A 25,089-nucleotide genomic window follows, 5' to 3' on the forward strand; every position below is an offset into this window, starting at 1 on the left:
CGGGGGTGGGAGTCGTCGGTGCGCGACCGCGACGGATCGCCAGCCCTGACTCCAGTTAACCGCCGATTCAGTCGGTGAATGGTGTGATTAACGAAGTAGTTCCTCCACGATGTGGAGACGATGGATGGCGACGGCTTCAGGCTGACACGGCGGCGGGCGTTGAGCGCCCTCGCCGCGACGGGTGCCGTCTCCGCCGGCGTCGGCGTCGGGACCGACGCCTTCTTCAGCGACGCCGAATCGTTCGACGGCAACCGCGTCGTCGCTGGTGAACTCGACCTCGCAGTGGCGTGGCACAAGGTCGTCGAGACGGCGACGACGCGCGTGGCGACGAGCGACGGGTGGCCGACGCCCCGAAGCGACGCCACGGCGCCGGGCTGTGACCTCGCGGACCTGAAACCCGGCGATAGCGCCACGCTCACCCTCGCGCTCCGCATCGATGGCCTCCCCGGCTACCTGTCGCTGGTCGGGCACGAGCGAACCGACGCCGAACGCGGCCAGTCGGAAGCCGAAGCCGGCTACTTCCGGGAGGCAGCGCCGAACGCCGAGGGCGAACTCGACGAGTTGACGACGGCGACCCTCTCGTATCTCACGCCCGACGACCCTACCGCGCCGGAGGCCGGGGGGACAGCGACGCCCGCTTACACCGGGTCGCTCGCGTCGCTCGTCGGCCTCTGTGACCTCGGGACGGGCGTCCCCCTCGACGGCGACGAGGCCGCGGGCGTCTACGACTGCCTCGTCGGCGGCGCACCGCTCGGGACGTACGGCGGCGGCCAGACCCACTACCTCCGTATGGAGTGGACGGTGCCGCCGTGGGTCGGGTCGGGAATCGCCAGCGACGCCTTCGCCTTCGACGTGGGGCTGTACGGCGTGCAGGAGGGTGGCGGATGACCCACGACCCGCACCGCCGCCTGCAGGAGGCGTTCCTCCGGCGAGAGCGTGCGGCGCGCCAGCAACTGCTCGAATCGACCTACCGGACCGACGAGAGCGACGGCGCCGACGACCCGGTGGCCTGCTACGGGAAGGCGCTGCGCCACCGCGACGACGGCGTCCCCACGGCGTCGGCGTACGACAGCCTCGTCGGTGCGCTCGAAACGGGGACGGTCGAGGCGTACAACGCCATCGAACTCGACGAGTCCCCGGAGATGCGCCCGCTCGCCGAACCCCACGGCGCCCACGGGTTCGAGGGGATGGGCGCCGACCCGTGGGCGATCCACATGGCGGCGCCGCCCGCCTTTTCGTCGTCCGAGATGGGTGCGGAACTGATCGAACTCTACTGCCGTTCGCTCTGTCGCGACGTGCCCTTCGGTGCCTACGGCGACGACGGTGCGATTGCCGACGCGATCGACGATTTGAACGGTGCGACGGACTACGCCGGTCCCGCCGGCACCACGGACCCCCACGGTGGAATGCTCGACGCCAACACCGTCTTCCGGGGTCTCCTCCCCGGTACCCAGACCGGCCCTCACGTCTCGCAACTCCTCTGGAAGGACGTGCCCCGCGGGGCGGTCCCACAGAGCCAGCGGATTCGTGTCCTCGCCGGGGAGGCGGCCGACGGCACCGGCGACGCCGACGTGGTCGGGACCGGCCCGGACTACCTCACCGACTGGGACACGTGGCTCCGCGTCCAGCGTGGCGTCCCCGTCGGCCGGACGAACCCGCCGCCGACGCTGGTCGACGCCGGCGGCGACCCCGACGCGGCGGCCACCCGTCACATCGTTACGGGCCGCGATCTGGCGAACAAGGTCCGCCGGCAGGTACCCTACCTTGCCATCCGCGACGCCGCCGAGATACTTCTGGGGATGGGTGTCCCCTTCGACCGTCGGATTCCGTACCGGCAGGGCAGTCGGGAGAGTGCGACGGACGGAACGTCCGGCATTCGGACCGCCACCCCGGTAATCAACTTCGGCTCCCACGACGTGCTCGAATCGGTCGTGAGTGTCTTCGACCTCGCTCAGACCGCCGCCTGGTATCGGAAGTGGCTCGTCCACCGCCGCCTCCGGCCGGAGGAGTACGCCGGGCGACTGGAATCCGAGCGCCGGGGTGCGGGCGGGCCGTTCGACCTTCCCGACACCCTCCGCGAGTCGACGGCCCCATCGCGAGTCGTCGACGCCTACGGAACCTCTCTCCTTCCACAGGCTTACACCGAGGGCTGTCCCACTCACCCCTCCTACCCCGCGGGCCACAGCGTCGTCGCCGGGGCGACGGTGACTCTCCTGAAGGCGATGTTCGACGGCAGACATCCGTTTCCGGTCGCGGAGATGGTCGTCCCGGTCGCCGACGGGACGGTCGAGGGGACGATGGCCGGCGGCGGGACGACGACGGTCCAATCGACCCGTCTCGCGCCCGTGACCGAGGTGTCGACGGCGCTCGGCGCGACGGCCGACTCGCTGGCCGAGGTGCGCACGGCGACGATCACCGTCAACGACGAACTCAACAAACTCGCGACGAACGTCGCCCTCGGGCGCAACTGGGCCGGCATCCACTACCGCTCCGACGGCATCGAGGGCCTCCTGCTCGGCGAACAGGTGGCCGTCCGCTACCTGCAGGATCACCTTCGCTCGACCGACCTCCCCTTCGACGGCTACCGCCTCGAACCCTTCTTCGACGCCTACCCCGGCACGCAGGACGGCGCCGCGCCCAACCTCGACCGGGACGCCATCCTGATCACGCCCGACCGGATCACGACGCCCGACGACGAGTCGAGTTCGATCAGTGTGGACGATCCGGCACGATAGCGGTCGCGTGGCCGCTCAGGCCTCGTGAATCGCCTCCCCCCGATTCAGCCGTTCGGCGATCCGGAAGGTCTGTTCCCCTTCGCGGCGCGTCGGCGTGTGCGCGGCGAGATAGCGCGCGGTGGCGACGAGGTGGAGGCGCCCCCGTTCCTCCTCGTCGGCCGCGTCGTACCGGCTGAACGCGGCTTCGACGTTCTGTCGCGGGTGGAACCCGGCGTCCTCGCGGAGCAGGACCTCCCCGAGTGCCCGCTTCAGACGCGCGGGGTCGCCGCCGCTTGCGAGATACTCGGCGGTGTGTCGTCCGGCCGCGCCGACCGTCTCGTCGGCCTCCACCTCGAACGTCTCCAGCAAGTCGTCGAGGACGGTGTCGGGGTCCCGATCACCGTCGGGATCGGGCAACGGAATCGGCGGTGTGTTGAGAAAGCGGTCGAGGTAGACGCTCACGGCGCCGTCGAAGACGGCGCGGTAGATTTCTGGGGCGTCCGTCCGTTTCGCCAGCCCACAGACCGCGTTGGCGTACGTGTAGGTGTGATGCACCGTGTTCCAGTCGCGGAACTCGTTGGCGGTGCCGAACTGCGCGATTCGGCGCGCGGCGGCGTCGGCGACGGCGCCCGCGAGTTGCGCCCCCGTCGCTCCCGCCTCGATGGCGTCGGTCAGGGCGTCCATGATGGCGTGTGGATCGTCGTCCAGCAGCCGATCCACGAAGTCGTCCGGTTCGGTCCACGTCGCTTCCGCGCCCGCATGGGTCGGCAGGTCGTCGCTCGCCTCCTCGACCAGTGCAGCCACGTCGATTGGCTGGCGCCACGAGGAGCGCTCCTCCGCTCGGTCGGCGTCGGCGAGGGCGGGGACGAGGCTGGGGAGGACGGTGTCGGCGTGGTCCCAGCCGATCCGGTCCAGCAGTTCGACGGCCTTGTTGACGAAGTCGAGGCGATGGCCAGTGTCGAGATAGCGGTGATCGGTGGCGGCGGCGACGAACATGCGGACGAGCGCCGCCTCGTCGAGGTCGGCATCTTCGCCGGCTTCGCGAGGCGTCTGCGACGCCTCGATTGCCGCGCGGAGCACCCGCTCCGCTCCGTCGGCGTCTCGCACCTCGATGGTGTCGCGGAACCACTCGATCAGGCGGTCGGCGGCCACCCTGTCGGTCGAGAGCGGGTCCTGCACGAAGAAAGGGGGTTCGCCCGCGCAGTCGTCGGCGACGGCGCCGAGGCCGACGGCCAGCGCTCGGCGGCGGTCCGCGGGTCGCAGGTCGGGGAGCAGGTTCGCCATCGCGCTCATGGTCGTCAGCCCGCTCCCCCACCCCATCCGCCGGTACTGGGTTCCGAAGGTGGCACCGGTCGTCAGCGGCACTGTCGGCTCGACGCCCGCGTCGTCGAGGCCGATGATGGCCTTGTCAATGACGAGGCGCAGCGACTCCTGCAGGCCGTGTTCGAGGCGCTCCCGCCAGTGCTCCTCGGGCGCCGTCTCCCGCTCCGGATCGGGGTCGACGTACACGTCGCCGTCGCGCACCTCGACCGGGAACGTCCGTACGTCGTCCGCGAAAGGGTCGAACGTGTCGCCGCCGGAGAGTTCGAACCGGGCGTGGTGCCACGGGCAGGTGAGGATGCCGTCGTCGACGGAGCCATCCGTGAGTGGAAAGCCCATGTGTGGGCAGCGGTTGTCGACGGCGTAGAACTCGCCCTCGTGGTGGAACAGGCCGAGCGTCCGGCCGCCGACGCTGACGACCTGCGGACTCGCCTCGCGGGCCTCGGCGGCGGACGCCACGCGCTCGAAACTGGGCATGGTGAACGGTAGCACGCCGAACGGAATAAGCGTGCGCTCAGGACGGGGATATATGCCCCGTCCGCCCGCACCACCGGTATGTCACGTGGAGTGGTGTTACCGCGCGGTGACGTGGCCGACGCCCGGGCCGTCGCCGTCCGGTGTGAGAACTTCGGGTACGACGCCTGCTGGACCGGCGAACTCTGGGGGCGGGACGCCTTCGTCGCGCTGACCGCCGTCGCGGACGCCGTCGAGCGGATCGACCTCGGCACCGCCATCGTCAACGTGTTCTCCCGCTCCCCGGCGACGCTCGCGGCGGCCGCGGCGACGCTCACGGAAGTCGCCCCGGCCGGCGTTCGCCTCGGCATCGGGCCGAGTACCGCGAAGGCCATCGAGGACCTGCACGGCCGCGACTACGACCGCCCCGTGCGCCGCCTCCACGAGACGGCGGAGTTGATCGCCGCGTTCACCCGCGGCGAGGGCCGCGTCGACTACGACGGCGAGACCGTCTCAGTCGCGGACTTCCCCGCCCTCGACGCCGACGTGCCGGTCTACACGGCGGCGCTCGGCCCGGCCGCCCGGCGCGCGACGGGGCGGGTCGCGGACGGGTGGCTCCCGCACAACGTCCCCTTCCCGGAGCTATCGAGCGCGTTCGAGACGGTGGCCGAGACGGCGCGCGAGAGCGACCGCGACCCTGACGATATCACCGTCGCGCCGTACGTCCCGGCGGCCGTCGCGGACGACCCCGACGAGGCCCGGGCGGCGATCCGTGGTCACCTCGCCTACTACGTCGGGAGCGGGGAGGGGTATCGTCGCGCCGTGGCGACGGCATTTCCCGACGAAGCCAACCGGATCGCCGAGGCGTGGGTGGACGGCGACCGCGACGCCGCCCGGGCGGCCGTTACCGAGGAGATGGTCGACGCGCTCGGCGTGGCTGGAACGCCCGAGGGGGCCCGGGAGCGATTCGCGGCAGTCGCGTCGCTCGACGTGGTAGATCACCCCATCGTCGTCGTGCCTGACGGCGCGGACGAGGCGACCGTCGGGCGGACGATCGAGGCACTCGCGCCGTGAGATGCCGGCGCCGCGTTCGGACGCCGATCAGGCCGGGTTCTTCCGCGACAGATCGCTCCCGCAGATGGGGCAGCGGTCGCGGTGTTCGTCGAACTCGCGGCCACAGCCCTGACACTGGAAGCGCCAGTCGCGCTGTTCCGTGATGCCGTCGCGTGCGATGGCTTCGACGACGACGCCCAGATGCTCGGCGACGTTCTGCATCGCGTAGTCGTCGGTGACGAGCGTCCCGTCGAGTTCGAACGCGGCGGCGATCAGGCGAACGTCGGTGTCGGAGAGTTCCTCTCCGTCACCCGTCTCGACGGCCGCGCGCTCGATGGTCTCGACGGTGTTGTCGGCGGGGATGTGGATGTGCATCCCGGCGCCCTCCATCGCGTCGAAGCGGTAGGCGCTCTCGTCTTCGAGTTCTTCCTCCACCGCGGGCACGGAGGCCATCTTGTCGGAGGTGTGGTACTCGTGGATGAACGCAGAAGAGTCGAGGACGTGCATCTACCGGTCGATAACGATGTAGTCTTTCACAGCCTGCACGTGGGAGACTGGGACGTGGAGTCGACCCTGTTCGTCCTGCTCGAAGCCGGACTCGGCGGCCGGGAACTCCTCGTTGGGGGAGACGAGCAGGTCGTTCAGCGATCCCGTCTTCAGGTTCATCGTGATGTTGTACAGCATACCGAGTTCCGTCCCGTCCGAGCCCATGACGGACTTTCCGGAGAGGTTCTCGGCGAGTACGTCGGTCATGAGTGGCACATTCGCGGGGAATACCTTAAACGCCACGGGGTTCGCGTCGGTCCGACCCATGTTGAAAGACTTAACTTCGGTCCACGGCTCTTTCGCCACAAGGAAGCTTCTGCCGGGGGAAACTATGTCAGATTCGGACACACGCGACCGATCCGAGGCGCTTCGCACCCCCATCGTCGCCGTGCTGGGGCACGTCGACCACGGGAAGACCAGCCTGCTCGATAAGATTCGTGGCTCGGCGGTCAGCGAGGGCGAAGCCGGCGCCATCACCCAACACATCGGCGCGACGGCCGTCCCGCTCGACACCATCTCGGGCATCGCGGGGAGTCTCGTCGACCCGGACGACTTCGACCTGCCCGGCCTGCTGTTTATCGACACGCCCGGCCACCACTCGTTCTCGACGCTCCGTTCGCGCGGCGGCGCTCTCGCCGACATCGCCGTCCTCGTCGTCGACGTGAACGACGGATTCCAGCCCCAGACCGAGGAAGCCATCGACATCCTCAAACGCACGGGCACGCCCTTCATCGTCGCCGCAAACAAGATCGACACGACGCCCGGCTGGAACCCCCAAGATGGGGAACCTATTCAGGTCACCTACGACTCCCAGAGCGACCGCGCCCGCTCCCGTCTCGACGAGAATCTCTACGAGATCATCGGACAGCTCTCGGATTCGGGTTTCTCCGCCGATCTCTACTGGCGCGTCCAGGATTTCCAGGCCAACGTCGGCGTCGTCCCCGTCTCTGCCGTGACCGGCGAGGGCGTCCCCGACCTCCTGACCGTCCTCATGGGCCTCTCCCAGCGGTACATGAAAGACCAGATGGCCATCGACGTGGAGGGGCCCGGCGCCGGGACGGTGCTGGAGGTGAAAGAGGAGAAAGGCTTCGGCACCACCCTCGACGTGGTGATGTACGACGGGACGATCCGCGAGGGCGACGAAATCGTCGTCGGCGGGATGCACGAACCCATCGTGACCGAGGTTCGGGCGCTGCTCCAGCCGAAACCGCTCGCGGAAATTCGGACCGAAAAACGGTTCGACCGCGTGGATTCCGTCGCCGCCGCGGCCGGGGTGAAGATCGCCGCGCCAGATCTGGAGGACGCGATGGCCGGCGCGCCCGTCCGCGTGATCCGCGACCGCGACCGCGAGGCCGTCATCGCCGATGTGGAGTCCGAACTCGCGGAGATTCAGGTCGACACCGAGGAGGAGGGCGTCGTCGTCAAGGCCGACACGCTCGGGAGTCTGGAGGCGATGGCGAACGCACTGAAGGAAGCCGAAATCCCCATCCTTCGCGCCGAAGTCGGTGACGTGGCCCCGCGGGACGTGGCCGTCGCCAGCACCGCCGCCGAAGCCGAACACCAGATCATCCTCGGGTTCAACGTCGACGTACTCCCGAACGCCGAACGGGAGTTGGAGGAGAGCGACGTGCGCCTATTCGACGACGACGTGATCTACCAACTCGTCGAGGACTACGAGACGTTCGTCGAGGAGCGCAAGCGCGCCCAGCAGGAGACGGTCCTCGACAAGATCGTCCGCCCCGCTCGCTTCCAGATCCTCCCCGATCACGTCTTCCGCCAGAACAACCCCGCCGTCGTCGGCGTCGAAGTGCTCTCGGGCACGCTGAAGAACAACACCTACGTCGGCCGGTTCGAGGGCAACGAGTTCGAGCGGGTCGGCCAACTCAGTGGGATTCAGAAGCAAGGCGACGACGTTTCGGAGGCCCGCGCCGGCGAACGCGTCAGCATCGCCATCGACGGCCCGACCGTCGGCCGACAGATCGACGAGGGCGACGAACTCTGGGTGGATCTGCCGGAGAAGCACGCGAAGATCCTCGAACAGGAACTCACCGACGAGATTCCGGCCGACGAGCTAGAGGCGCTGCAGGGCTTTCTCGACAACCACCGGCGGCGGGACCCGTTCTGGGGCAAGTAGGCCGTCGCACGGCCGGACCTGTCACCGACAGTCCCTCGGCTCATATTATTCACAGCGGTTTCGAACGGGTTTCATAGACGTTGCCTCGACGTGGTCACGACGCTCGGAGAAACTTTTTAGTCCAAAAATAGACAAGTAACAAACGAGGTGAGTACCGATGAGTGTTCGAACGACCCGTAGCGACAGTATCGGCCTGCCGACGGCGACCCGGTACGACCTGTTGCTCGCCCTCCTCCCGGTGTCGTTGCTCTGCGGGGCGTTCGTGTCGGTCGTCACATCGCTCCCAGTGACGATTGCGATGGGTCTCGGGAGCCTTCCCTCCGCGTTCCTGTTCTGCTATGCGATCACGGTGGCGGCGCCGACGACCGCTACCGAGCGGTCGGCTTGACGCCGTCGCCGACGGCGTCCATCACCTGGAGGGCCGCACTCGCGGCCAGTCCGCGTGCGACTTCGTCGCGTTCGTCGGCGGCCAGTCCGGTCTCGATATCGTCGAGATCGGGCGTGAAGCCCGCGCTGACGGGGTGGCCCGCTGGCGGTCGGACGGCGACGGTCGCGGTCGGCCCGTTGGAGCCGTAGGATAGCTCCGATCCGACGGTGTAGCTGTCGGGCAGGTAGGATCGGGTTCGAGAAACGATCCCCGCCACGGCCTGTCGGAGGGCCCGGCGCTGATCCTGCGTAAGTTCGACATCCGTCGACGGCTGTCCCGCTTCGGTTACTCCGGGTGCGCCTCCGTACGGCGTGTTTCCATTCATCCGAGTCGGTATCGATACGCGGACCGCGCGTAAAAACCCGTCGGAGGCCCTAATATTGGTAGTCGGTGAAGGCCATCACCGGGCCGGAGTCCTCGTTGTCCTCGATCTTCTGCTTTGCGTCGCGGAAGTCCTGCATTCCCACTTCGGTGCGGCCGTCGCGGATGGCGAACATCCCGGCTTCCGTCGCCAGCGAGGCGAGGTCCGCCCCGCTGTAGCCGTCGAGATCCGTCGCCAGTTCCACGAAGTCTACGTCGTCGTCGACGTTCATATCCCGGGTGTGGATGCGGAGGATCTGTGCCCGGCCCTCGCCGTCGGGTTTGGGCACCTCGATGAGGCGGTCGAACCGGCCGGGACGCAGGATCGCCTCGTCCAGCATGTCGAAGCGGTTGGTCGCGGCCATGATCCGGATCTCGCCGCGGTCGTCGAAGCCGTCCATCTCCGAGAGCAGTTGCATCATCGTCCGCTGGACCTCGGCGTCGCCGGAAGTCTTCGAGTCCGTCCGCTTGGCGGCGACGGCGTCGATTTCGTCGATGAAGATGACCGCTGGCTGGCGCTCCGAGGCGAGTTCGAACAGGTCGCGTACGAGCCGCGACCCCTCGCCGATGAACTTCCGAACCAACTCGGAGCCGGCCATCTTGATGAAGGTGGCGTCGGTCTCGTTGGCGACGGCTTTCGCGAGCATCGTCTTCCCGGTCCCCGGCGGGCCGTGCAGGAGGACGCCGGACGGGGGTTCGACGCCCACCTCCTCGAACAGTTCGGGGGTCAGGAGCGGGTCCTCGACCGCCTCGCGCACCTCGCGCACCTGTTCGTCGATGCCCCCGATGTCGTCGTACGTGACCGACGGGGACTCCTCGACCTCCATCGCCTGCGCCCGGGAGTCGGTCTCGTCGTCGAGGATGGTCTGGACGCCGAAGGAGTCGTTGACGGCGACGCGGTCGCCCGCCGAGAGTTCCTTGCGGATACGCGGCGACGGCTCGGTCAGCACTTCCTGATTGTTGCCGTGCTGTTTGATGATCGTGCCTTCCTCGGTGACTTCCTCGACGGTAGCGACGTACAGCGACGAGGTTTTGAGGACTTCGTTGCGGCGCTTGAGGTGGTCGACCTCCTCCATGAGTTCCTCGCGACGCTCGTCGGTTTCGTCGAGGCGTTCGGCGAGTTCTTCGTTGACGCGGACCATGCGCTCGTAATGCTGGCGGATGGCGTCGAGACGCTCCGCCTCTGACATCTCAGGATCGAGATCGAGTCGCGGGCGGTCCGGAAGCGACGGACTCCGTGACATTGGTTGTGCCTGCTAAGATGCGGGCATAAATGTGCCTTTGGGTCGCACCCTCTCCCGACGGCCCTTTCCGTCGTGACCGTCCCGACGCAGTGAGTCCTACCCGCGGTGTCTGACGCCGACTCCGGCCACCTCCGTCTCAGAGCAACGCCGCCATCTCGTCCAGATACGTCCCGTACACGTCGAGGGCGTCCTCGACGGGGCCGGCGGTCGTCATGTCGACGCCCGCCGTCCTGAGTACGTCCATGGGATACTCGCTCCCGCCCAGTTGCAGGGCCTCGCGGTAGTCCGCCGCCGCCGACTCGCCCTCCTCGCGGATGCGCTCGACGATGGCCGTCGCCGCGCTGATGCCCGTGCTGTACTGGTAGACGTAGTAGCCGTAGTAGAAGTGTGGAATCCGCATCCACTCCCGGGCGATGCGGTCGTCGACGACCGCCGGTTCGTAGTACTGCTCTTTCAGGCCACCGTAAATGTCGTCGAAGCGGTCTGGTGTGAGCGCGCCGCCGTCCTCCACGATTTCGTGGATCTGCAACTCGAAGTCCGCGAACATGGTCTGCCGGTAGAGCGTCGAGCGGAAGCGTTCGAGATACTCGTCGAGGACGTGCCGACGGAGCCGTTCGTCCTCGACCGTCTCCAGCAGGTGATGGGTCAACAGCGTCTCGTTGACCGTACTCGCCACCTCCGCGACGAAGATGTCGTAACTGCTGTACTGCCACGGCTGGGCCTCGTTGGTCAACTCCGAGTGCATCGAGTGCCCGAGTTCGTGCGCCAGCGTGAACATCGACGCCACGTCGTCCTGGTAGTTCATCAGGATGAACGGCTGGGTGTCGTAGGTGCCCGCGGAGAACGCGCCCGAGCGCTTGCCGCGGTTCTCGTACACGTCGACCCACCGCGAATCCAGCCCCTCGGCCATCCGTTCCTGATACTCCGTACCGAGCGGTTCGACCGCCTCGACGACGTAGTCGACCGCCTGCTCGTAGCTGATCTCTGGTGGCTCCCCCGCCGCCATCGAGGCGTAGAGGTCCCACATCTGCAGGTCGTCGACACCGAGGGCCGTGGCCTTGAGGTCGGCGTGGCGGTGGAGGTAGTCGAGGTTGTCCTCGACCGTCTCGATCAGGGTGTCGTACACCTCGACCGGCACGTTCGGGCCGTCCAGCGCCGCCTCGCGGGCGGTGTCGTAGTTGCGAGCCCGGGCGAGTTTCACGTCCGCCGTCACGCTCTTTTTCAGCGACGTGCCGACACTGTTGCGCACGTCCGCCCACCGGTCGTAGAATGCCTCGTGGACTTCGCGCCGGAACTCGCGGTTCGGCCGCTTCTGGAGTTTCGTGAAGTTGCCGAGCGAGATTTCGACCGGCTCGCCCTCGGCGTCCTCGACGGTCGGGAACTCCATGTCCGCGTTCGAGAGCATGTTGTACACGTCGCTCGCGGCGTCGGTCACGTCCGAGAGGTCCGCCAGCAGTTCCTCCACCTCCTTCGAGCGCGTGTGGGGTTTCTGGCGCAACACGTCGTCGAAGTAGTGTTCGTACTCCGCGAGGCCGGGTTCGGCGTCGACGAACGCGTCCAGTTCCGACTCGTCGAGTTCCTGCAGTTCGGGTTCGACGTAGCTCGCGGCGCTCCGGGCGTCGGCCGCGAGCGACTCCGCCCGCGCCGACATGGCCTGATACTCCTGATCGCGGGTGTCCTCGCTACTCCGCAGGTTGGCGTACGTCGACACGACCGCCACGTCGCGCAACAGGTCCTCGCGGAGTTCGAGCAGTTCGAGCAGCGTCTCGGGGCTCTCCGTCACCCGCCCCTCGTAGGCTTCGAGGTCGTCGACGCGCTCGCGCACGTCTTCGAAGGCCTGCTCCCAGTCCTCGTCACTGGTGAAGATGCTCTCCAGATCCCACTTGTCCTCGGCGTCGATGTCGCTCCGTTCGGGAACCGAACTCATCGGCGGGCGTTGGATGGCGGTCGCCGTAAGGGTTCGTACTCCGCTCCGCGAACGGTGTCGGGACGGTCTTTCGCCATGTGATCACCAAACTACTTACCGCTCCCCCGGAACGGCGTACGTACCGAGATGGCCGGACCGAACTCCGACCCCACGGCTACCGACGAGTCCGGTCCCGACGAGGGGCACCACGACGACGTACTCGCCGACCAGTTCTCCACCGACGAGGTGTACCAGCGGGTGGTCGCCGACGCCGACCACGAGGTCACCTCCGGGACGCGCGAACTGTTCTTCAGCGCGCTGGCCGCTGGCTTCGCCATCACCGTCACCTTCCTGCTGTACGCCTCGGTGACGGCGACGACCGAAACCAAGTTCGTCGGCGTCCTGCTCTACCCGCTGGGGTTCATCTACATCATCATCGGCGGCTACCAACTGTACACGGAGAACACGCTGCCGCCGGTGGCGCTGACGCTGGAGCGGCTGGTCTCGGTTCCCACCCTCTTTCGACACTGGCTGATCGTGCTCGCGGGCAACTTCCTGGGCGGCGGGCTCGGGGCGCTGGCGCTGGCTTACGGCGGCGTGTTCGACGACGCCACCGCGCAGGTGGCCATCGGCTTCGCGGAGAAGGGCATCGCCACCCCCGCCTCCGCCCTGTTCGTCAAGGCCGCCTTCGCCGGGCTGATCGTCGCCGGCGTCGTCTGGATCAACTTCGCCGCCAGAGACACCATCTCCCGGCTGATCGTCGTCTATCTGGCCTTCCTCGCCATCCCCATGGGCAACCTGTTCCACGTCGTCGTCTCCTTCACCGAGGTGGTCTATCTGGCGCTGGTCACCGGCGCCAACCCGTTGCCTGCGCTGGGTGGGTTCGTATTGCCGGTGCTGCTGGGCAACACGCTCGGCGGGATCGTGCTGGTGACGATCGTCAACTACTACCAGACCTCCGACCGGCGCCTGGAGATCGACCGCTTCCAGAACGTCCGTCGGCTCTCGCTCCGGGAGTGGTTGGTGGGTTCGCTGGCTGGTCGCTCGTACGTCCCGGTGATCGACACTGTCGAGGAGATCGTTCGCGATCCGGAAACCTACCGAATCCTGGTGCCCATCGCCAACCCCCGGATGGAGACCGGCGTGATTCGGCTGGCCTGCCAACTGGCTAGCAGCCGTGAGAAAGGAACGGTTCACGTCGTCCACGTCGTTCAGGCTCCACGGTGGTGGTCCACGGACGACGAGAGCGGCCAGCAGGACCGGATCAGACACGAGTCCGAGCGACTTCTGGAGGACGCCCGCCGGATCGGCAGCAACTACGATATCACGCTGGACACGTCGACCGTGGTCACGCCGCGCTCCTTCGAGGAGATTTTCACGCTCGCCCGGCGGACGAGCCCCGATCTGGTCGTGATGGACTGGGAGCGGGAAGGGCTGTGGAGTTCGGCTCGTGCCGAGCGCCCGCTGGCTGAGCTGACCAACCGGCTGCCCTGTGATTTCCTGGTCGCCAACGACAGCGAACTCGATCCCTCGCGGATCCTGCTCCCGACCGCCGGCGGCCCCGACTCCGACCTGAACGCGGAGGTCGCCCGTGCGCTTCGGCAGGTCGCCAATGCGGAGATCGAGTTACTCCACGTCGTCGCCGACGAGGCCGACGAAGGTGCGGGCGAGGCGTTCCTCCGGGACTGGGCGGCCGAGCGCGACTTGGCGGACGCGACGATCACCGTCGACTCCGGTGACCTCGAACCGGCAATCGCCCGCGCGGCCACCGACAGCACGATGCTCATGCTCGGGGCGACCGAACAGGGCCTGCTCTCCCGACTGGTCCAGAATTCGTTGCACCTCGACGTGATCCACGATGTGGACTGCTCGGTGTTGCTGGCGGAACGGCCGTCCGAACGGTCGATCCGCCAGCGGCTGTTCGGCTCCCCGACCCGCGAACGGCATCCCGCACGGGCGTTTCGGGACCGCGCCGAGGCGGCCGACGGCCACGAGGTCGCCGAGGCGACCGACGAGTGACTCACGTTCGGGACGATTCCCGAACGCGGAGGGAAGCTTTTCGGCCTTCCCGTCCCACGACTCGGTATGGTTCGGTCCTCGCTCCCCACCGACGACTCGACGCTCGCTCACCTCTGGGCGCTCGTGGTCGTCCTCGTCGTCGCCGGCATCGGCCTCGGTGCCGGCGTCGTCCTCGTCCTCGGTCTCTCACTCTCGTTGACCATCGCCGGCTTCGATCCCTCGCCGTTGACCCTCCTCGTCGTCTCGCTCGTGTCGATTCAGGGGCTCGCCTTCGGCGGCGTCGCTCTCGTCTATCTCCGCCTGCGCGGGCGGTCCATCGGGAGCGTCGGCCTCCGTGTCCCCTCGGTGCGCGAGTTGCTGATCGCCGTGGGTGGGTACGCGGCCGCGTTCGTCGCCGCCATCACCGGGGCGATCATCATCAGCGTCACCGGCGCGCCAGCCGGCGAGAATCAGGTTTCGGAGTTCGCCAGCGCCGACCCGTCCGTCCTGCTCTGGCTCGTCCCCGCCTCCTTCCTCCTCATCGGTCCCGGCGAGGAACTGCTCTTCCGGGGGATCGTGCAGGACCGGTTGCGCGAGACGTTCGACCGCGTCCCCGGCGTCGTCCTCGCCAGCGCGCTCTTCGCCGCCGTCCACTACGTCGCCCTGACCGGCGGCGCCGGCGGCCGCCTCGTCACCGTCACCATCCTCTTTTTCCCGGCACTCGTCTTCGGCGCCGTCTACGAGTTCACCGACAACCTCGTCGTCCCCGCGCTGGTCCACGGCGCGTACAACGCGACGCTCTTTGCCCTCGCGTACCTCGCCATCCGACTCTCGGAGTCGGGAGGGTTCCCCGAAGGTGGACCGGGGGCGGGGGCCGAAACCCTCGCGCTTCTCGTCGACGGCCTCGCCGCCCTCCCCGTCTGAGCCGGAGCGGAACCCTTACCGCCGCGGCCCCGAAAGCGGGGCTATGCGCGACTGTTTCGAGGTACGGGACGACGACGCCCTCGGTCGGATCGGCGCACTGACCGTCCCCCGTGCCGACCGGACCGTCGAGACGCCGGCCCTCCTCCCGGTCATCAACCCCAACATCCGGACGGTGTCGCCCGCCCGCCTCGAAGCCGAGTTCGGTGCCGAGATCCTCATCACCAACTCCTACATCATCCGTAGCACCGACGACCTCCGGGAGCGAGCACTCGCCGAGGGCCTGCACGAGATGCTCGATTTCTCCGGCGCCATCGTCACCGACTCCGGCTCCTTCCAGTTGGCCGAGTACGGCGAGATCGACGTGACGACCCGCGAGATTCTGGAGTTCCAACACGCCATCGGCTCGGACGTTGGGACGCCGGTCGACGTGCCGACGCCGCCCGACGCCACCCGCGAGACGGCCGAAGCGGATCTGGCGACCACGGAGCAGGCGCTCGCGGACGCCGAGGCCGTCGACACCGGCGAGATGCTCGTCAACGCGCCGGTGCAGGGGTCGACCCACCTCGATCTCCGGGAGGACGCCGCCCGCCACGCCGACGCCACGGATCTGGACGTGTTCCCCGTCGGCGCCGTCGTCCCCCTGATGAACGACTACCGCTACGCCGACGTGGTGGACGTGGTCGCCGCCGCGAAGCGTGGCCTCGGCGCCGACTGCCCCGTCCACCTGTTCGGCGCCGGCCACCCCATGATGTTCGCGCTCGCCGTCGCGATGGGGTGTGATCTGTTCGACTCCGCCGCCTACGCCATCTACGCCCGCGACGACCGCTACCTGACCGTCCGCGGGACGAAACACCTCGACGACCTCGACTACTTCCCCTGCGAGTGTCCGATCTGTACGTCCCACACCCCCGACGACATCCGCGCGGCGGGAGACGAGGAACGCGAACGCCTCCTCGCCGAACACAACCTCCACGTCTCCTACGGCGAGTTGCGCCGGATCAAGGGGGCGATCCGCGAGGGCAACCTGCTCGAACTCGTGGAGACGCGCGCCCGGAGCCACCCCGCGATGCTCGACGGCTACCGCGCCCTGCTGGATCATGCCCGCCAACTGGAGCGTCACGACCCCGCCACCAAAGGGTCGTTTTTCTACACCTCGACCGAGAGCGCGCGCCGGCCCGAGGTGGTTCGTCACCACGACCGAATCGGCCGCCTCGACGCCCCCGACCGCCTGCTTCTGACGGAGGGCAACGCTCCTTCCGGCGACCGCTTCGACGCCGCGTGGCGGCTCCTTCCCCCCTTCGGCCCCGTTCCCCGCGCGCTCTCGGAGACGTACCCGTTCACCGCGGAACTCCCCGACCGAACCGACGCGGCCGCCTGCGAGGCCGCCGCTCGCGGCGTCGCCGCCCTCGTCGACGCCAACCCCGACACCGACGTGACCATCGCGCACGACGACTGGCCCGACTCGGCGCTCGCGCTGGTGCCCGACTCGGTCACCGTCGAACGACTCGGCGCCCGGCCGGATCGCGACGGAGCATGATTTTTTGGTGTGTGGTACCAACTATCACACATGAATCGCCGATACTTCGTGACGGCGACTGCGACCGCTGTGGCGATGCCCCTCGCTGGCTGTACCGGGCCGGAGGACGGTGAGGACGGCGGCGACGAGGGGGAGAACGGCGGTGGCAGCGGGCCGTACGGGAAGGTCGACGGCCACACTCGGCCGCCGATCCCGTGACTCGCCACCGTCGTGGTACCACGACCCTCGGAAGGGTTATCCGTGACCGGGGTGTACATTTGTTTGCAATGGCAAACGGTAAGGTTGACTTCTTCAACGACACTGGCGGCTACGGTTTCATCTCGACTGACGACGCGGACGACGACGTGTTCTTCCACATGGAGGACGTTGGCGGTCCGGACCTCGAAGAGGGGCAGGACGTCGACTTCGAAATCGAGGACTCCCCCAAGGGTCCGCGCGCGACGAACCTCGTTCGTAACTAATACTCGCGTTCCGTCCCCGCGTTGCGGTGACGGTCGGCGAGAACTTCGTTTTGTGTACTCACGCTCTCAGCGCCCGCTTCACGCCACGCGTTGGCCACCGGTCGCTCAGACGTCGCTCACTTCTCGCATGCGCTCCGTGAAATCCCACGAGTACAGTCGGGCGGGGTCGATCCGAATCGCCACCTCGTCGCGTTCGGGGGCGAGCAGTCGTCGGGCGAGTGCGGAGTCGGTCCCGCCGAGGTAGCGTTCGAGCAGACTCCGCAGGACCGCCTTGTCGTCGTCGGGCGTGATGGTCGCCTGCCCGTTCCCGCGGACGCCGCGGTAGGGCGGGTCGTTGGTCGACACTTCGAACGTGACCTCGTCGTCGGCGCGGAGATACTCGACTACGTCCGCCTCGGCGGCGGTGGCACAGACCAGTCGCTCGGCGTCGGCGTCGAAGCGATACCACAGCGAGAGCATCCAGAGGCCGCCGGCGGGGGTCCGGCAGGCTAGCCGAACGGGCACCGTCGCGTCGGCCAGGAACGCCGCCACCTCTGTGCGGTCCCACTCGCCGGTGTACGTGGGCATGGGACGCGTTGGGGCGCGGGTGAGTAAAAGCCGCGGACCGGTTATACGGATCGTTGTAAGTCGTCTCCGGTGTCGCCGACTACGGGGACGGCGACAGCCGGTATACAGTTACAACCGTCCGTCTCACGCGGGGTGAACAACGTCCCGGCAGCCGGGACACTCCGCGTACGCCGCCGGTCCGTCTGACGTATCGTATTCGATCAGCAGCCGTGCCGTCGAAATTCGGGCATCGCAGCGCGGACAGTCGCCGAGCGTCGATGACATGGGGGATCGGAGCGTGTCTTCGAAGCGTGTGACCCACGCTCCACCCGCTCCTACCGCGGCCAGACACATATACCACCGCCAACCGGAGTGAAAGTGAAACTGACGGCCGTGAACGTTTTTGTCAGTCGCTTCGGAACACGGAGGTATGCCCGTACCCGTCCTGCAGGTCGGCGTGCCCGGTGGCGCCGAGATTCTGATCATGCTGTTCGTCTTCGCCCTCTCCGTCGTCGTCCCACTCGTCGTTTCGTTCCTCATCTACCGGGACGCGAAGGGGAGGGGGAGTCGACACGCCCTCGCGTGGGCGCTCGGCGCCTTCTTCGGCAGCCTCGTCGTCTGGATCCTCTACTACGTCGTCCGCGACGAGGTCGGATCGCGCAGTATGTAGTCGCCGCCGGAACGAAACGTAGTTCCGCGCCCCCCGCCACGTCCACGCATGACCGAGTACTTCGAGGTCCACGCGCGGGACGGGGCCGCCCGCGTGGGCGAACTTCGCCTGCGCGACCCCGTCATCACGCCCGCCGTCGCCGACGACTTCGTCGTCGACACCGGAAGCCTGTGGGCCGCCGACTGCGACCTCCCCGAGGGGAGCGAGGCCGAACTGACGGTCCTCCCGCACCGCTCCTTCCCCACCGGAACCGACCCGGCCGTCCAGGAGTCATTCGCCGTCGACTACCCCAATGTGGACTACCCTAGCGCCGGCGTCGTCACCGGCCAGACCGCCGGCAACTACGGCTGTGACGCCTACGTCCTCGCCACCGCCACGGGTGTCGTCGGTCACGGCGAGTCCTTCCGCGACGAGGTGATCGCCGTCCGCGAGGCGGTTCCGCCGGACACCGCGCTCTATCTCGCCGGCGTCGCCACGCCCGCCAACGTCGCCACCCTCGTCGCCGCCGGGGTGGATCTGGTCGACACCAAACTCGCTCGCGTGAAGGGCCGACAGGGCATCTATCTCACTACCGAGGGCGAGTACCACCTCGACGAACTCCACGAACTCCCCGAGGCGTTCCCCTCCGACCCACCGCTTTCCGAGTTCACGCGCGAAGACTGCGTGTCCCACAACGTCGCGGCCCTCGAATCGGCGCTCGGGACGGTCCGGACCCGCATCCGTCGGGGTCGCCTCCGCGACTATCTGGAGGGGCAGGCCCGTCACGAGAACTGGCTGACCGCGACGTTCCGCGAGTTCGATGGGGAGTACCGGTATCTGGAGCAGCGGACACCCGTCGTCCGCGATACGGAACTCAGCGCCGCGAGCGAGGACACCCTCCGCCGGGTGGAGATTCAGCGCTTCACGGACCGCGTGACCTCCCGCTACCGCAACCGCTTTTCGAATCCGCTCGTCCTCGTCCCGTGTTCGGCTCGCAAGCCCTACAGCGACTCCCAGAGCCACGCGCAGTTCCACCGCGCCATCAACTACCGGGGCCACCTCGCCTCCATCACGTCGCCTATCGGTGTCGTCCCGCAGGAACTGGAGTGTACCTACCCCGCCCAGCACTACGACGCCGTCGTCACCGGTCACTGGACGGAAGGCGAGAAGGACTTCGTCGCGCGCGTCCTCCAGCGGTATCTGGAGCGCAACGACTACCCGCGGGTGATCGCACACGTCCCCGGCGAGGGCTACCGCGACATCTGCGAGCGTGTGGCCGAGAACGTCGACGTCCCCTTCGAGTTCACCGTCGAGGACCACCCCACCACCTCCGAGTCGCTGTCGAACCTCTCCGACGCCCTCGCGGGCGAACTCAAGTATTCGAAGCGGGAGCGCCAGCACAACACGGTCCGCGCCATCGCGGACTACCAGTTCGGCCCCGGCGCGGGCGACGACCTCTTTCCCGACTTGCAGACGACGAGTCGCCACCCCAAGTTGCAGGTGCGGGACGGTTCGGGGACGCAACTCGCGGCGCAGGTGCCCCAGTACGGCGTCCTCTCCTTTACGCTCGCGGGCGCCCGCCACTGGGCGGAGAGCGACGCCCCGACCAAGCGGGTCGAGATCGATTCGTTCGTCCCCCACGGGAGCGTCCTCGCCCCGGGCGTCGTCGACGCGAGTGCGGACATCCGCGCCGGCGACGAGGTGGTCGTCGAGGGACCGGTCGCCTTCGGCGTCGGCCGCGCCGAGATGAGCGGCCCGGAGATGCGCGACAGTACGCGTGGCGTCGCCGTCGAGGTGCGTCACGTGGAGGACAACGCTTAACACCGTTTCCCAACTACGTGTGTCGATGCCATCGCCCGGCCGGCGCGACGTGATTCGGGTCGACCTCTCGGCAGGGACTGTCGCCCGCGAGCGCGTCCCCGCGGACTGGCGACACGACTTCCTCGGCGGCAAGGGCCTCGGCGCCCGCTATCTCTACGAGGAACTCGACGCGGGGACCGACCCGCTCGGCCCGGCCAACCGCCTCGCTTTCTTCATCGGCCCGCTCTCGGGCTACCTGCCCGCCGAGTCGCGCTACGCCGCCGTCACCAAGTCGCCGCTGACGGGCGCCTTCCTCGACTCCTACAGCGGCGGCTCCTTCGCCGACGCCCTCGCCGGCGCCCTCCCCGACGCCTTCGGCCTGTTGATCGAGGGGGCGGCCGACGACCCCGTTCGCCTCACTGTCGCCGACGGCGAGGCACGACTCCACGACGCGACCGACCTCTGGGGCGCCGACGCCGCCGAGGTCGACGCCGCCCTCGACGGCGCCGTCGCCTGTATCGGGCCGGCCGGCGAGAACGAAGTAGCGTACGCCACCATCGCCTCCGACGGCGGCGACCACCACGCCGGTCGCGGCGGCGCCGGCGCGGTGATGGGTGCGAAACGGCTGAAGGCCGTCGCCGTCCGCGGCGACCCGCCGGAACCGACCGGGGAACTCGCCGCCCTCCGCGACCGGTACGACGACGCCTACCGCGACGACGACACCGGCCGCTGGCAGGCCGCCGGCGAGACGGTCGAGAGCGTCGACTTCGCCAACGAGGTGGGCGTCCTCTCCACTCGGGGCTGGCAGGGCGGCCAGTTCGACGACGCCGGCGACATCGGCGTCGAGGCGGTGCGCGAGGCCGCCACCGGTCGGGAGAACGAGGACGACGCCGTCCCCGGCGGTTTCCGCGTCGACACCGAAGACGGCGAGTCCGTCCCTCGTGGCGGCACGCTGATGTCGCTCGGCGCCGGCCTCGGCATCGACGACTTCGACGACGTGGCGCGTCTCGGCGCGACCTGTGATCTGCTCGGGATGGACGCGATCAGCGCCGGCAACGCCGTCGCGTGGGCGATGCGGGCGACCGACGTGGCCGCCATCGACGCCGACCTCGAGTTCGGCGACGCCGACGCAGCCGAGCGGTTACTGGCGGCCATCGCCGCCCGGTCCTCCGACCTCGGTGACACGCTGGCCGACGGCGTCGACGCGGCGCAGGACCGGTACGGCGCGGGGGCGGTCCCGACGGTGAAGTCGATGGAACTCCCCGCCTACGACCCCCGAGGCGCCGCGGGGATGGCACTGGCGTACGCCACGAGCGACCGCGGTGGGTGTCACCGCCGCGCTCGGCCGGTCGAGCGCGAGGCGTTCGCCCGCGACGAGTGGACCGACGCCGACCGCGTCACGACGGTCATCGGCGCCCAGAACGTCCGGTCGACGCTCTGGAGCCTCGTCGTCGACGATTTCGCTGGCGAGACCATGTGGGAGGATCTCGGCGCCGAGTGGTTGCAGGCGGTGGGGCTGGACCACGACCGCGAGTCGCTGGCGACGCTCGGCGAACGCGTCTGGACGCTCGTCCGCCTGTTCAACGTCCGCGAGGGCTTCGACCGGTCGGACGACTCGCTGCCGGACGTGTTCGAGGAACCGATGCCCGACGGCCCGGCCGCCGGCCGCACCGTCGACCGCGAGGCGTTCGAGACGATGCTCGACGCCTACTACGCGGCGCGGGGCTGGGCGGCCGACGGCCGTCCCACGCCAGCGACGGTCGACCGCCTCGGTCTCGCCGCCCTGATCGACGACGAGACGCCGCTCGGCGCGTCGCCGGCCGTCGACCCCGTCGAACACGACGGCTGTGAGCAGGAGTACGGCCACGGACACGGCTCGTGACCGAGGACCATCCGACCGGCACCGGATCGAACCCGTCGCGCCCCCACGACTGTTACCGGTGTGGCGCGACTATCGCCCCCGGCCACGTCTACGGTGCGCTCGATCTGCTCGACGCCGACGGCGACCTCCGGGTGCTGCTCTGTCGGTCCTGTTCGGCGGAGTTGCGCGAGTTTCTGGGGTGAGTGGCTCGCCGTATTCCGGTGGTCTCGCGGAGCGGGCGCTCACGCACGCTGGAGTTGCACCTTGAAGATCGCTCCCTTTGGATCGTTATCTTCGATCCAGACGTCGCCGCCGAACTCGTCGACGAGTCGCTTCACGAGATACAGGCCGATACCCGTGCCTGCGCTGTCGAGGTTCTTCTCGCCTTTCCCGAACACGGTCTCTTTCTGCGAGTCCGGAATTCCCGGACCGTCGTCGGCGACGCTGATGATCACGGACTCCTCGGTTCGGTCGGCGTCGATCGTGACTGTCGGCGTCTCCCCGTCGTTGTGTTGGACTGCGTTGTTCAACAGGTTCCGGATCACGGAGGAGAGGAGTTCGTTCGCTCGCACCTCGATCTCCGAAAGGTCTGCTTCCAGGCGAAACTCCGCTTCGGGATACGTCTCCCGTCGCGTGACGAGTTCGTTGCGAACGGCGTCGGAGAGCGAAACGGCGTGGAGTTCAGCCGAACTACTGCCGGAGATGATCTCGACGTAGTCCCGGGAAATCTCCGTGAGTTCGGTCACGTGGTGACTGGTCTCCTGTATTCGATCGAGAATCTCCTCGCTGTCCTCGTCTACGTGTTCGGGAAGCGTCTCCACCCATCCCGTGATGACGTTCATGTCGTTGCGGATATCGTGACGAATGACGCGGTTGAGAACTTCCAGTTGTTCGGTTCGTTTACGCAACTCTTGCTCTCGAACCCGTCGATCCGAGATGTCGCGGAAAACGCCGATGAATCGAGGATCGTCCCGGTACGCGAACCGACTGGCGTTGATTTCGACCGGGACGTGCTCCCCCTCGGCGGTGACGACGTGGATATCCGAGCCGTCGGGCAGTTTCGTCTCGACCGCCTCGTCAGCGGCCACGTGCCCCTCAAACAGTTCGGCGTATTGATCGCGATTTTCGTCCGGATGGAGGCTCGTCTGATCCCTGCCGAGGATATCCTCTCTGGGACGATCGAGCAACTGTTCGGCGGTTCTGTTCGCATCGATGATCTCGCCCGTCGCGATCCGCGCGACGAAGATTGCGTCGGGGACGGCGTCGAGGAGGGAACGGTATCGCTGTCGATCCTGCTCGGTGAGCCGTTGCTGCTGGCGTTGGAATCCATCGTAGATGCCGATGAGCACGCCACCGAGACCGCCCGTCGTCAACAGGTTCAGCAACACGAACGGGAGGTGTGTCGTGATTATTCGAGAACCCTCCGCGAACTGGTAGGCGAGCATCGCGGCGGTGACGATCGCCATGGCCACGATGCCACTCACGGTCCACGCAGTGACGCGAGGCAGAAATTCGCCGTTCAGGTCGCTTCGATACACCCAGTACCCGGCCGTGGTGAGTCCGCTCGCCAACACCATCGGAAAGAACACACCCAGCGCGTACGCGAGCGGTCCCTCCTCTCTGAGGAGGTGTGGCACGTTCGCGAGCAACAGGACGAGTCCGATCGCACAGATCGTCCCTGCCCACACGAGGCGCTGACTGGCGCTTTCAGATCGCATTAGACTGAGTCCACCGCTGATTCGGCCTGTGGGAGACGGATCGTCACGATCGGTCCGTGGGGGTCGTTTTCGCGGAACCGGAGTTCGCCGCGAGAGCGCGTCACCAGCCAGTGGGCGATCCAGAGGTCGACGCGACTCCCGTGGTACAGCGGATCGATCTCTCGCTCTCCCGTGAGCGTCTTCACGTCCATCTCCGAAATTCCCTGCCCGTTGTCGGCAATATCGAGGTCGACGGCTCCTGGCTCCCTGCGCGTCACCGTGACTTCGACCTCACAGGTTTCTTTCCGATTGAGTTTCACCGTGTTCTCGATGAGTTCGTCCAGCGCCGTTCCGAACTGATCGGCACACAGCGCACACACGTCTTCGACCTCGGTTTCGAACCGAAAGGTCGAGTCGGGGTACCGACTTCGGAACGCGTCGAGGTGTGTCTCGACCAGTCGCGGTAAATCCGTCGGCGTGACGGACGACTGGGCCTGGATGATTTGCTCGGCTGTCCCGGCCTTTTCGCACAGGTCGATCAGCTCGTTGCCGACGTCGACGATCTTCGCTGCCCGCTCTCGTTCTTCGCCAGAGAGCGTTTCCTCTAGCTCTTCGGCCAGTCCCTGGATCAGGTTCGTGTCGTTCCGGAGCCGGTGTCGGAGCACCGTCGTGAGGATGTCGAGCTGGTCCTCCCGATTTTGCAGGTCACGCTTCATCCGCTCGCGTTCTGCGATGTTCGTCAGCCACCGCTCGAGATCTGCCTCCGCGTCCGGATCCAGGTACTCGTCCGGAGGAACGTAATAGAAGTTCTCCGCCACGGTGTACCCGTACACCAGATCGGGGTGTGTCCTGATCACCTCGCGGAGAACCTCCGGACTGAACCGCTCGTAGTTGTACTGGCAGATGGCGAGACAATCGTGCGCATCGAGGAAGTCGTTCAATCTGGCTTCGTACTCGAGCAGGGCGTCGGTTCCTGGATCGCCGCCCAGTTGCCACGTCATTTCGCCGGTCGCCCGTAATGCGGAATAGCCTGCCGCTTTGGCCTTCTCGACCGCCTCGTGCAGGAACTCGACCATCTCGTCAGGGTCGAAATAGCCGCCCTGAAGGTAGGTTTCGGACGGGTCCGCGATTTCGAGGTCGCCCGTCGCTAGCGCATCCTGAACGTCGATCCCGTACGTGGATGCGGCTTCGATCACGTCCTCTGCCGCGTTGTCGTCGGTGATGTAGATACACTTCTCGTTGTGTGCGAGTCCAGTGGCGATGAAGGGAATCGCAGCGTCGAACTGTTCTTCCCGTGTCTTGTAGATCAGGGCGAGGTGATCGTGTGTTTCGAGTGATCGCAACGCCTCGATGAGAGCGAGTTTGTCTTGTCGTCGGAGGAATTCGATATCCTCCCTGTCCGACGCCGTATCCATACGCCCCTCCCTCTCACTACTGTCTTGAGTGTTTTACGCAAATA

Annotated in this window: 24 protein-coding genes; 14 read left to right on the forward strand and 10 right to left on the reverse strand. The window is 67.5% G+C overall.

Annotated elements, in window-relative coordinates; all coding sequences use genetic code 11:
• The first annotated feature begins 120 nt into the window (after positions 1-120).
• Both DU502_RS02770 and DU502_RS18505 read left to right on the forward strand, forming a co-directional pair.
• Positions 121-888: a SipW-dependent-type signal peptide-containing protein gene (locus DU502_RS02770; RefSeq protein ID WP_121919893.1), complete on the forward strand. Its 768-nt coding sequence runs from the start codon at positions 121-123 to the stop codon at positions 886-888.
• Positions 885-2,735 (forward strand): phosphatase PAP2 family protein, encoded by a 1,851-nt coding sequence (locus DU502_RS18505; RefSeq protein WP_121919892.1) that lies wholly within the window; start codon positions 885-887, stop codon positions 2,733-2,735. The genes DU502_RS02770 and DU502_RS18505 overlap by 4 nt, the downstream gene beginning before the upstream one ends.
• A 15-nt stretch (positions 2,736-2,750) precedes the next feature.
• Here DU502_RS18505 and DU502_RS02780 read toward each other — a convergent pair whose 3' ends face one another.
• Positions 2,751-4,511, reverse strand: coding sequence for a Rieske (2Fe-2S) protein (locus tag DU502_RS02780; RefSeq protein ID WP_121919891.1), 1,761 nt, complete (start codon positions 4,509-4,511; stop codon positions 2,751-2,753).
• A gap of 48 nt (positions 4,512-4,559) precedes the next feature.
• Between DU502_RS02780 and DU502_RS02785 the strand changes: the two genes are divergently transcribed.
• Positions 4,560-5,561, forward strand: coding sequence for an LLM class flavin-dependent oxidoreductase (locus tag DU502_RS02785; protein ID WP_277872141.1), 1,002 nt, complete (start codon positions 4,560-4,562; stop codon positions 5,559-5,561).
• 27 nt (positions 5,562-5,588) lie between these two features.
• Here DU502_RS02785 and DU502_RS02790 read toward each other — a convergent pair whose 3' ends face one another.
• Both DU502_RS02790 and DU502_RS02795 read right to left on the reverse strand, forming a co-directional pair.
• The gene (locus DU502_RS02790) at positions 5,589-6,047 is read right to left on the reverse strand and encodes an NOB1 family endonuclease (protein WP_121919889.1); all 459 of its coding nucleotides are present in this window, start codon (positions 6,045-6,047) and stop codon (positions 5,589-5,591) included.
• A complete protein-coding gene (locus tag DU502_RS02795) occupies positions 6,048-6,293 on the reverse strand; it encodes a PRC-barrel domain-containing protein (RefSeq protein ID WP_121919888.1) in 246 nt (81 codons plus the stop codon).
• A gap of 124 nt (positions 6,294-6,417) precedes the next feature.
• Here DU502_RS02795 and infB point away from each other — a divergent pair, with 124 nt between their 5' ends.
• A complete protein-coding gene (gene infB, locus DU502_RS02800) occupies positions 6,418-8,220 on the forward strand; it encodes a translation initiation factor IF-2 (protein ID WP_121919887.1) in 1,803 nt (600 codons plus the stop codon).
• A 157-nt stretch (positions 8,221-8,377) separates the two neighbouring features.
• Entirely contained in the window at positions 8,378-8,608 is a 231-nt protein-coding gene (locus DU502_RS02805) for a hypothetical protein (protein WP_121919886.1), read from the forward strand.
• Here DU502_RS02805 and DU502_RS02810 read toward each other — a convergent pair.
• The 3 genes from DU502_RS02810 to pepF all read right to left on the reverse strand — a co-directional run bounded on the left by DU502_RS02810 (position 8,589) and on the right by pepF (position 12,178).
• Entirely contained in the window at positions 8,589-8,972 is a 384-nt protein-coding gene (locus tag DU502_RS02810; RefSeq protein WP_121919885.1) for a DUF5811 family protein, read from the reverse strand. The two genes, DU502_RS02805 and DU502_RS02810, sit on opposite strands and share 20 nt — an antisense overlap.
• A gap of 49 nt (positions 8,973-9,021) precedes the next feature.
• Positions 9,022-10,251 (reverse strand): proteasome-activating nucleotidase Pan2, encoded by a 1,230-nt coding sequence (gene pan2, locus DU502_RS02815; protein WP_121919884.1) that lies wholly within the window; start codon positions 10,249-10,251, stop codon positions 9,022-9,024.
• A gap of 136 nt (positions 10,252-10,387) precedes the next feature.
• Positions 10,388-12,178 (reverse strand): oligoendopeptidase F, encoded by a 1,791-nt coding sequence (pepF, locus tag DU502_RS02820; RefSeq protein ID WP_121919883.1) that lies wholly within the window; start codon positions 12,176-12,178, stop codon positions 10,388-10,390.
• Between the two features lie 126 nt (positions 12,179-12,304).
• Here pepF and DU502_RS02825 point away from each other — a divergent pair, with 126 nt between their 5' ends.
• The 5 genes from DU502_RS02825 to DU502_RS02840 all read left to right on the forward strand — a co-directional run bounded on the left by DU502_RS02825 (position 12,305) and on the right by DU502_RS02840 (position 17,077).
• The gene (locus DU502_RS02825; protein WP_121919882.1) at positions 12,305-14,176 is read left to right on the forward strand and encodes a formate/nitrite transporter family protein; all 1,872 of its coding nucleotides are present in this window, start codon (positions 12,305-12,307) and stop codon (positions 14,174-14,176) included.
• A 66-nt stretch (positions 14,177-14,242) separates the two neighbouring features.
• A complete protein-coding gene (locus DU502_RS02830) occupies positions 14,243-15,079 on the forward strand; it encodes a CPBP family intramembrane glutamic endopeptidase (RefSeq protein WP_121919881.1) in 837 nt (278 codons plus the stop codon).
• Between the two features lie 43 nt (positions 15,080-15,122).
• Positions 15,123-16,616, forward strand: a complete 1,494-nt coding sequence (tgtA, locus tag DU502_RS02835) for a tRNA guanosine(15) transglycosylase TgtA (RefSeq protein WP_121919880.1) — start codon at positions 15,123-15,125, stop codon at positions 16,614-16,616.
• A 30-nt stretch (positions 16,617-16,646) separates the two neighbouring features.
• Positions 16,647-16,814: a hypothetical protein gene (locus DU502_RS18085; protein WP_166033610.1), complete on the forward strand. Its 168-nt coding sequence runs from the start codon at positions 16,647-16,649 to the stop codon at positions 16,812-16,814.
• Positions 16,815-16,882: 68 nt separating this feature from the next.
• Positions 16,883-17,077: a cold-shock protein gene (locus DU502_RS02840; protein WP_114450251.1), complete on the forward strand. Its 195-nt coding sequence runs from the start codon at positions 16,883-16,885 to the stop codon at positions 17,075-17,077.
• 105 nt (positions 17,078-17,182) lie between these two features.
• Here DU502_RS02840 and DU502_RS02845 read toward each other — a convergent pair whose 3' ends face one another.
• Positions 17,183-17,644 carry a pyridoxamine 5'-phosphate oxidase family protein gene (locus tag DU502_RS02845; RefSeq protein ID WP_121919879.1) on the reverse strand — a complete coding sequence of 154 codons (462 nt, stop codon included), beginning with the start codon at positions 17,642-17,644 and terminating at the stop codon, positions 17,183-17,185.
• A 123-nt stretch (positions 17,645-17,767) separates the two neighbouring features.
• Complete coding sequence (locus DU502_RS19175; RefSeq protein ID WP_449271748.1) at positions 17,768-18,163, reverse strand: DUF7837 family putative zinc-binding protein; 396 nt, start codon at positions 18,161-18,163, stop codon at positions 17,768-17,770.
• Here DU502_RS19175 and DU502_RS02850 point away from each other — a divergent pair.
• From DU502_RS02850 to DU502_RS02865, 4 genes are read left to right on the forward strand one after another with little or no spacing between them, the layout of a single operon-like run.
• The gene (locus DU502_RS02850; RefSeq protein ID WP_121919877.1) at positions 18,054-18,293 is read left to right on the forward strand and encodes a hypothetical protein; all 240 of its coding nucleotides are present in this window, start codon (positions 18,054-18,056) and stop codon (positions 18,291-18,293) included. The genes DU502_RS19175 and DU502_RS02850 overlap by 110 nt on opposite strands.
• Before the next feature lie 48 nt (positions 18,294-18,341).
• Positions 18,342-20,093, forward strand: a complete 1,752-nt coding sequence (gene arcS / locus DU502_RS02855; RefSeq protein ID WP_121919876.1) for an archaeosine synthase subunit alpha — start codon at positions 18,342-18,344, stop codon at positions 20,091-20,093.
• 25 nt (positions 20,094-20,118) lie between these two features.
• The gene (locus DU502_RS02860; RefSeq protein ID WP_121919875.1) at positions 20,119-21,954 is read left to right on the forward strand and encodes an aldehyde ferredoxin oxidoreductase family protein; all 1,836 of its coding nucleotides are present in this window, start codon (positions 20,119-20,121) and stop codon (positions 21,952-21,954) included.
• Positions 21,951-22,136 carry a hypothetical protein gene (locus DU502_RS02865; RefSeq protein ID WP_121919874.1) on the forward strand — a complete coding sequence of 62 codons (186 nt, stop codon included), beginning with the start codon at positions 21,951-21,953 and terminating at the stop codon, positions 22,134-22,136. Before DU502_RS02860 ends, DU502_RS02865 begins: the two co-directional genes overlap by 4 nt.
• Before the next feature lie 39 nt (positions 22,137-22,175).
• Here the strand turns inward: DU502_RS02865 and DU502_RS02870 are convergent, their stop codons facing one another.
• A complete protein-coding gene (locus tag DU502_RS02870) occupies positions 22,176-23,651 on the reverse strand; it encodes a sensor histidine kinase (RefSeq protein WP_121919873.1) in 1,476 nt (491 codons plus the stop codon).
• A complete protein-coding gene (locus tag DU502_RS02875; RefSeq protein ID WP_121919872.1) occupies positions 23,651-25,045 on the reverse strand; it encodes an MEDS domain-containing protein in 1,395 nt (464 codons plus the stop codon). The genes DU502_RS02870 and DU502_RS02875 overlap by 1 nt, the downstream gene beginning before the upstream one ends.
• Positions 25,046-25,089 lie beyond the last annotated feature (44 nt).

Source organism: Haloplanus aerogenes, from assembly GCF_003856835.1.
GTDB classification, from domain to species: Archaea; Halobacteriota; Halobacteria; order Halobacteriales; family Haloferacaceae; genus Haloplanus; species Haloplanus aerogenes.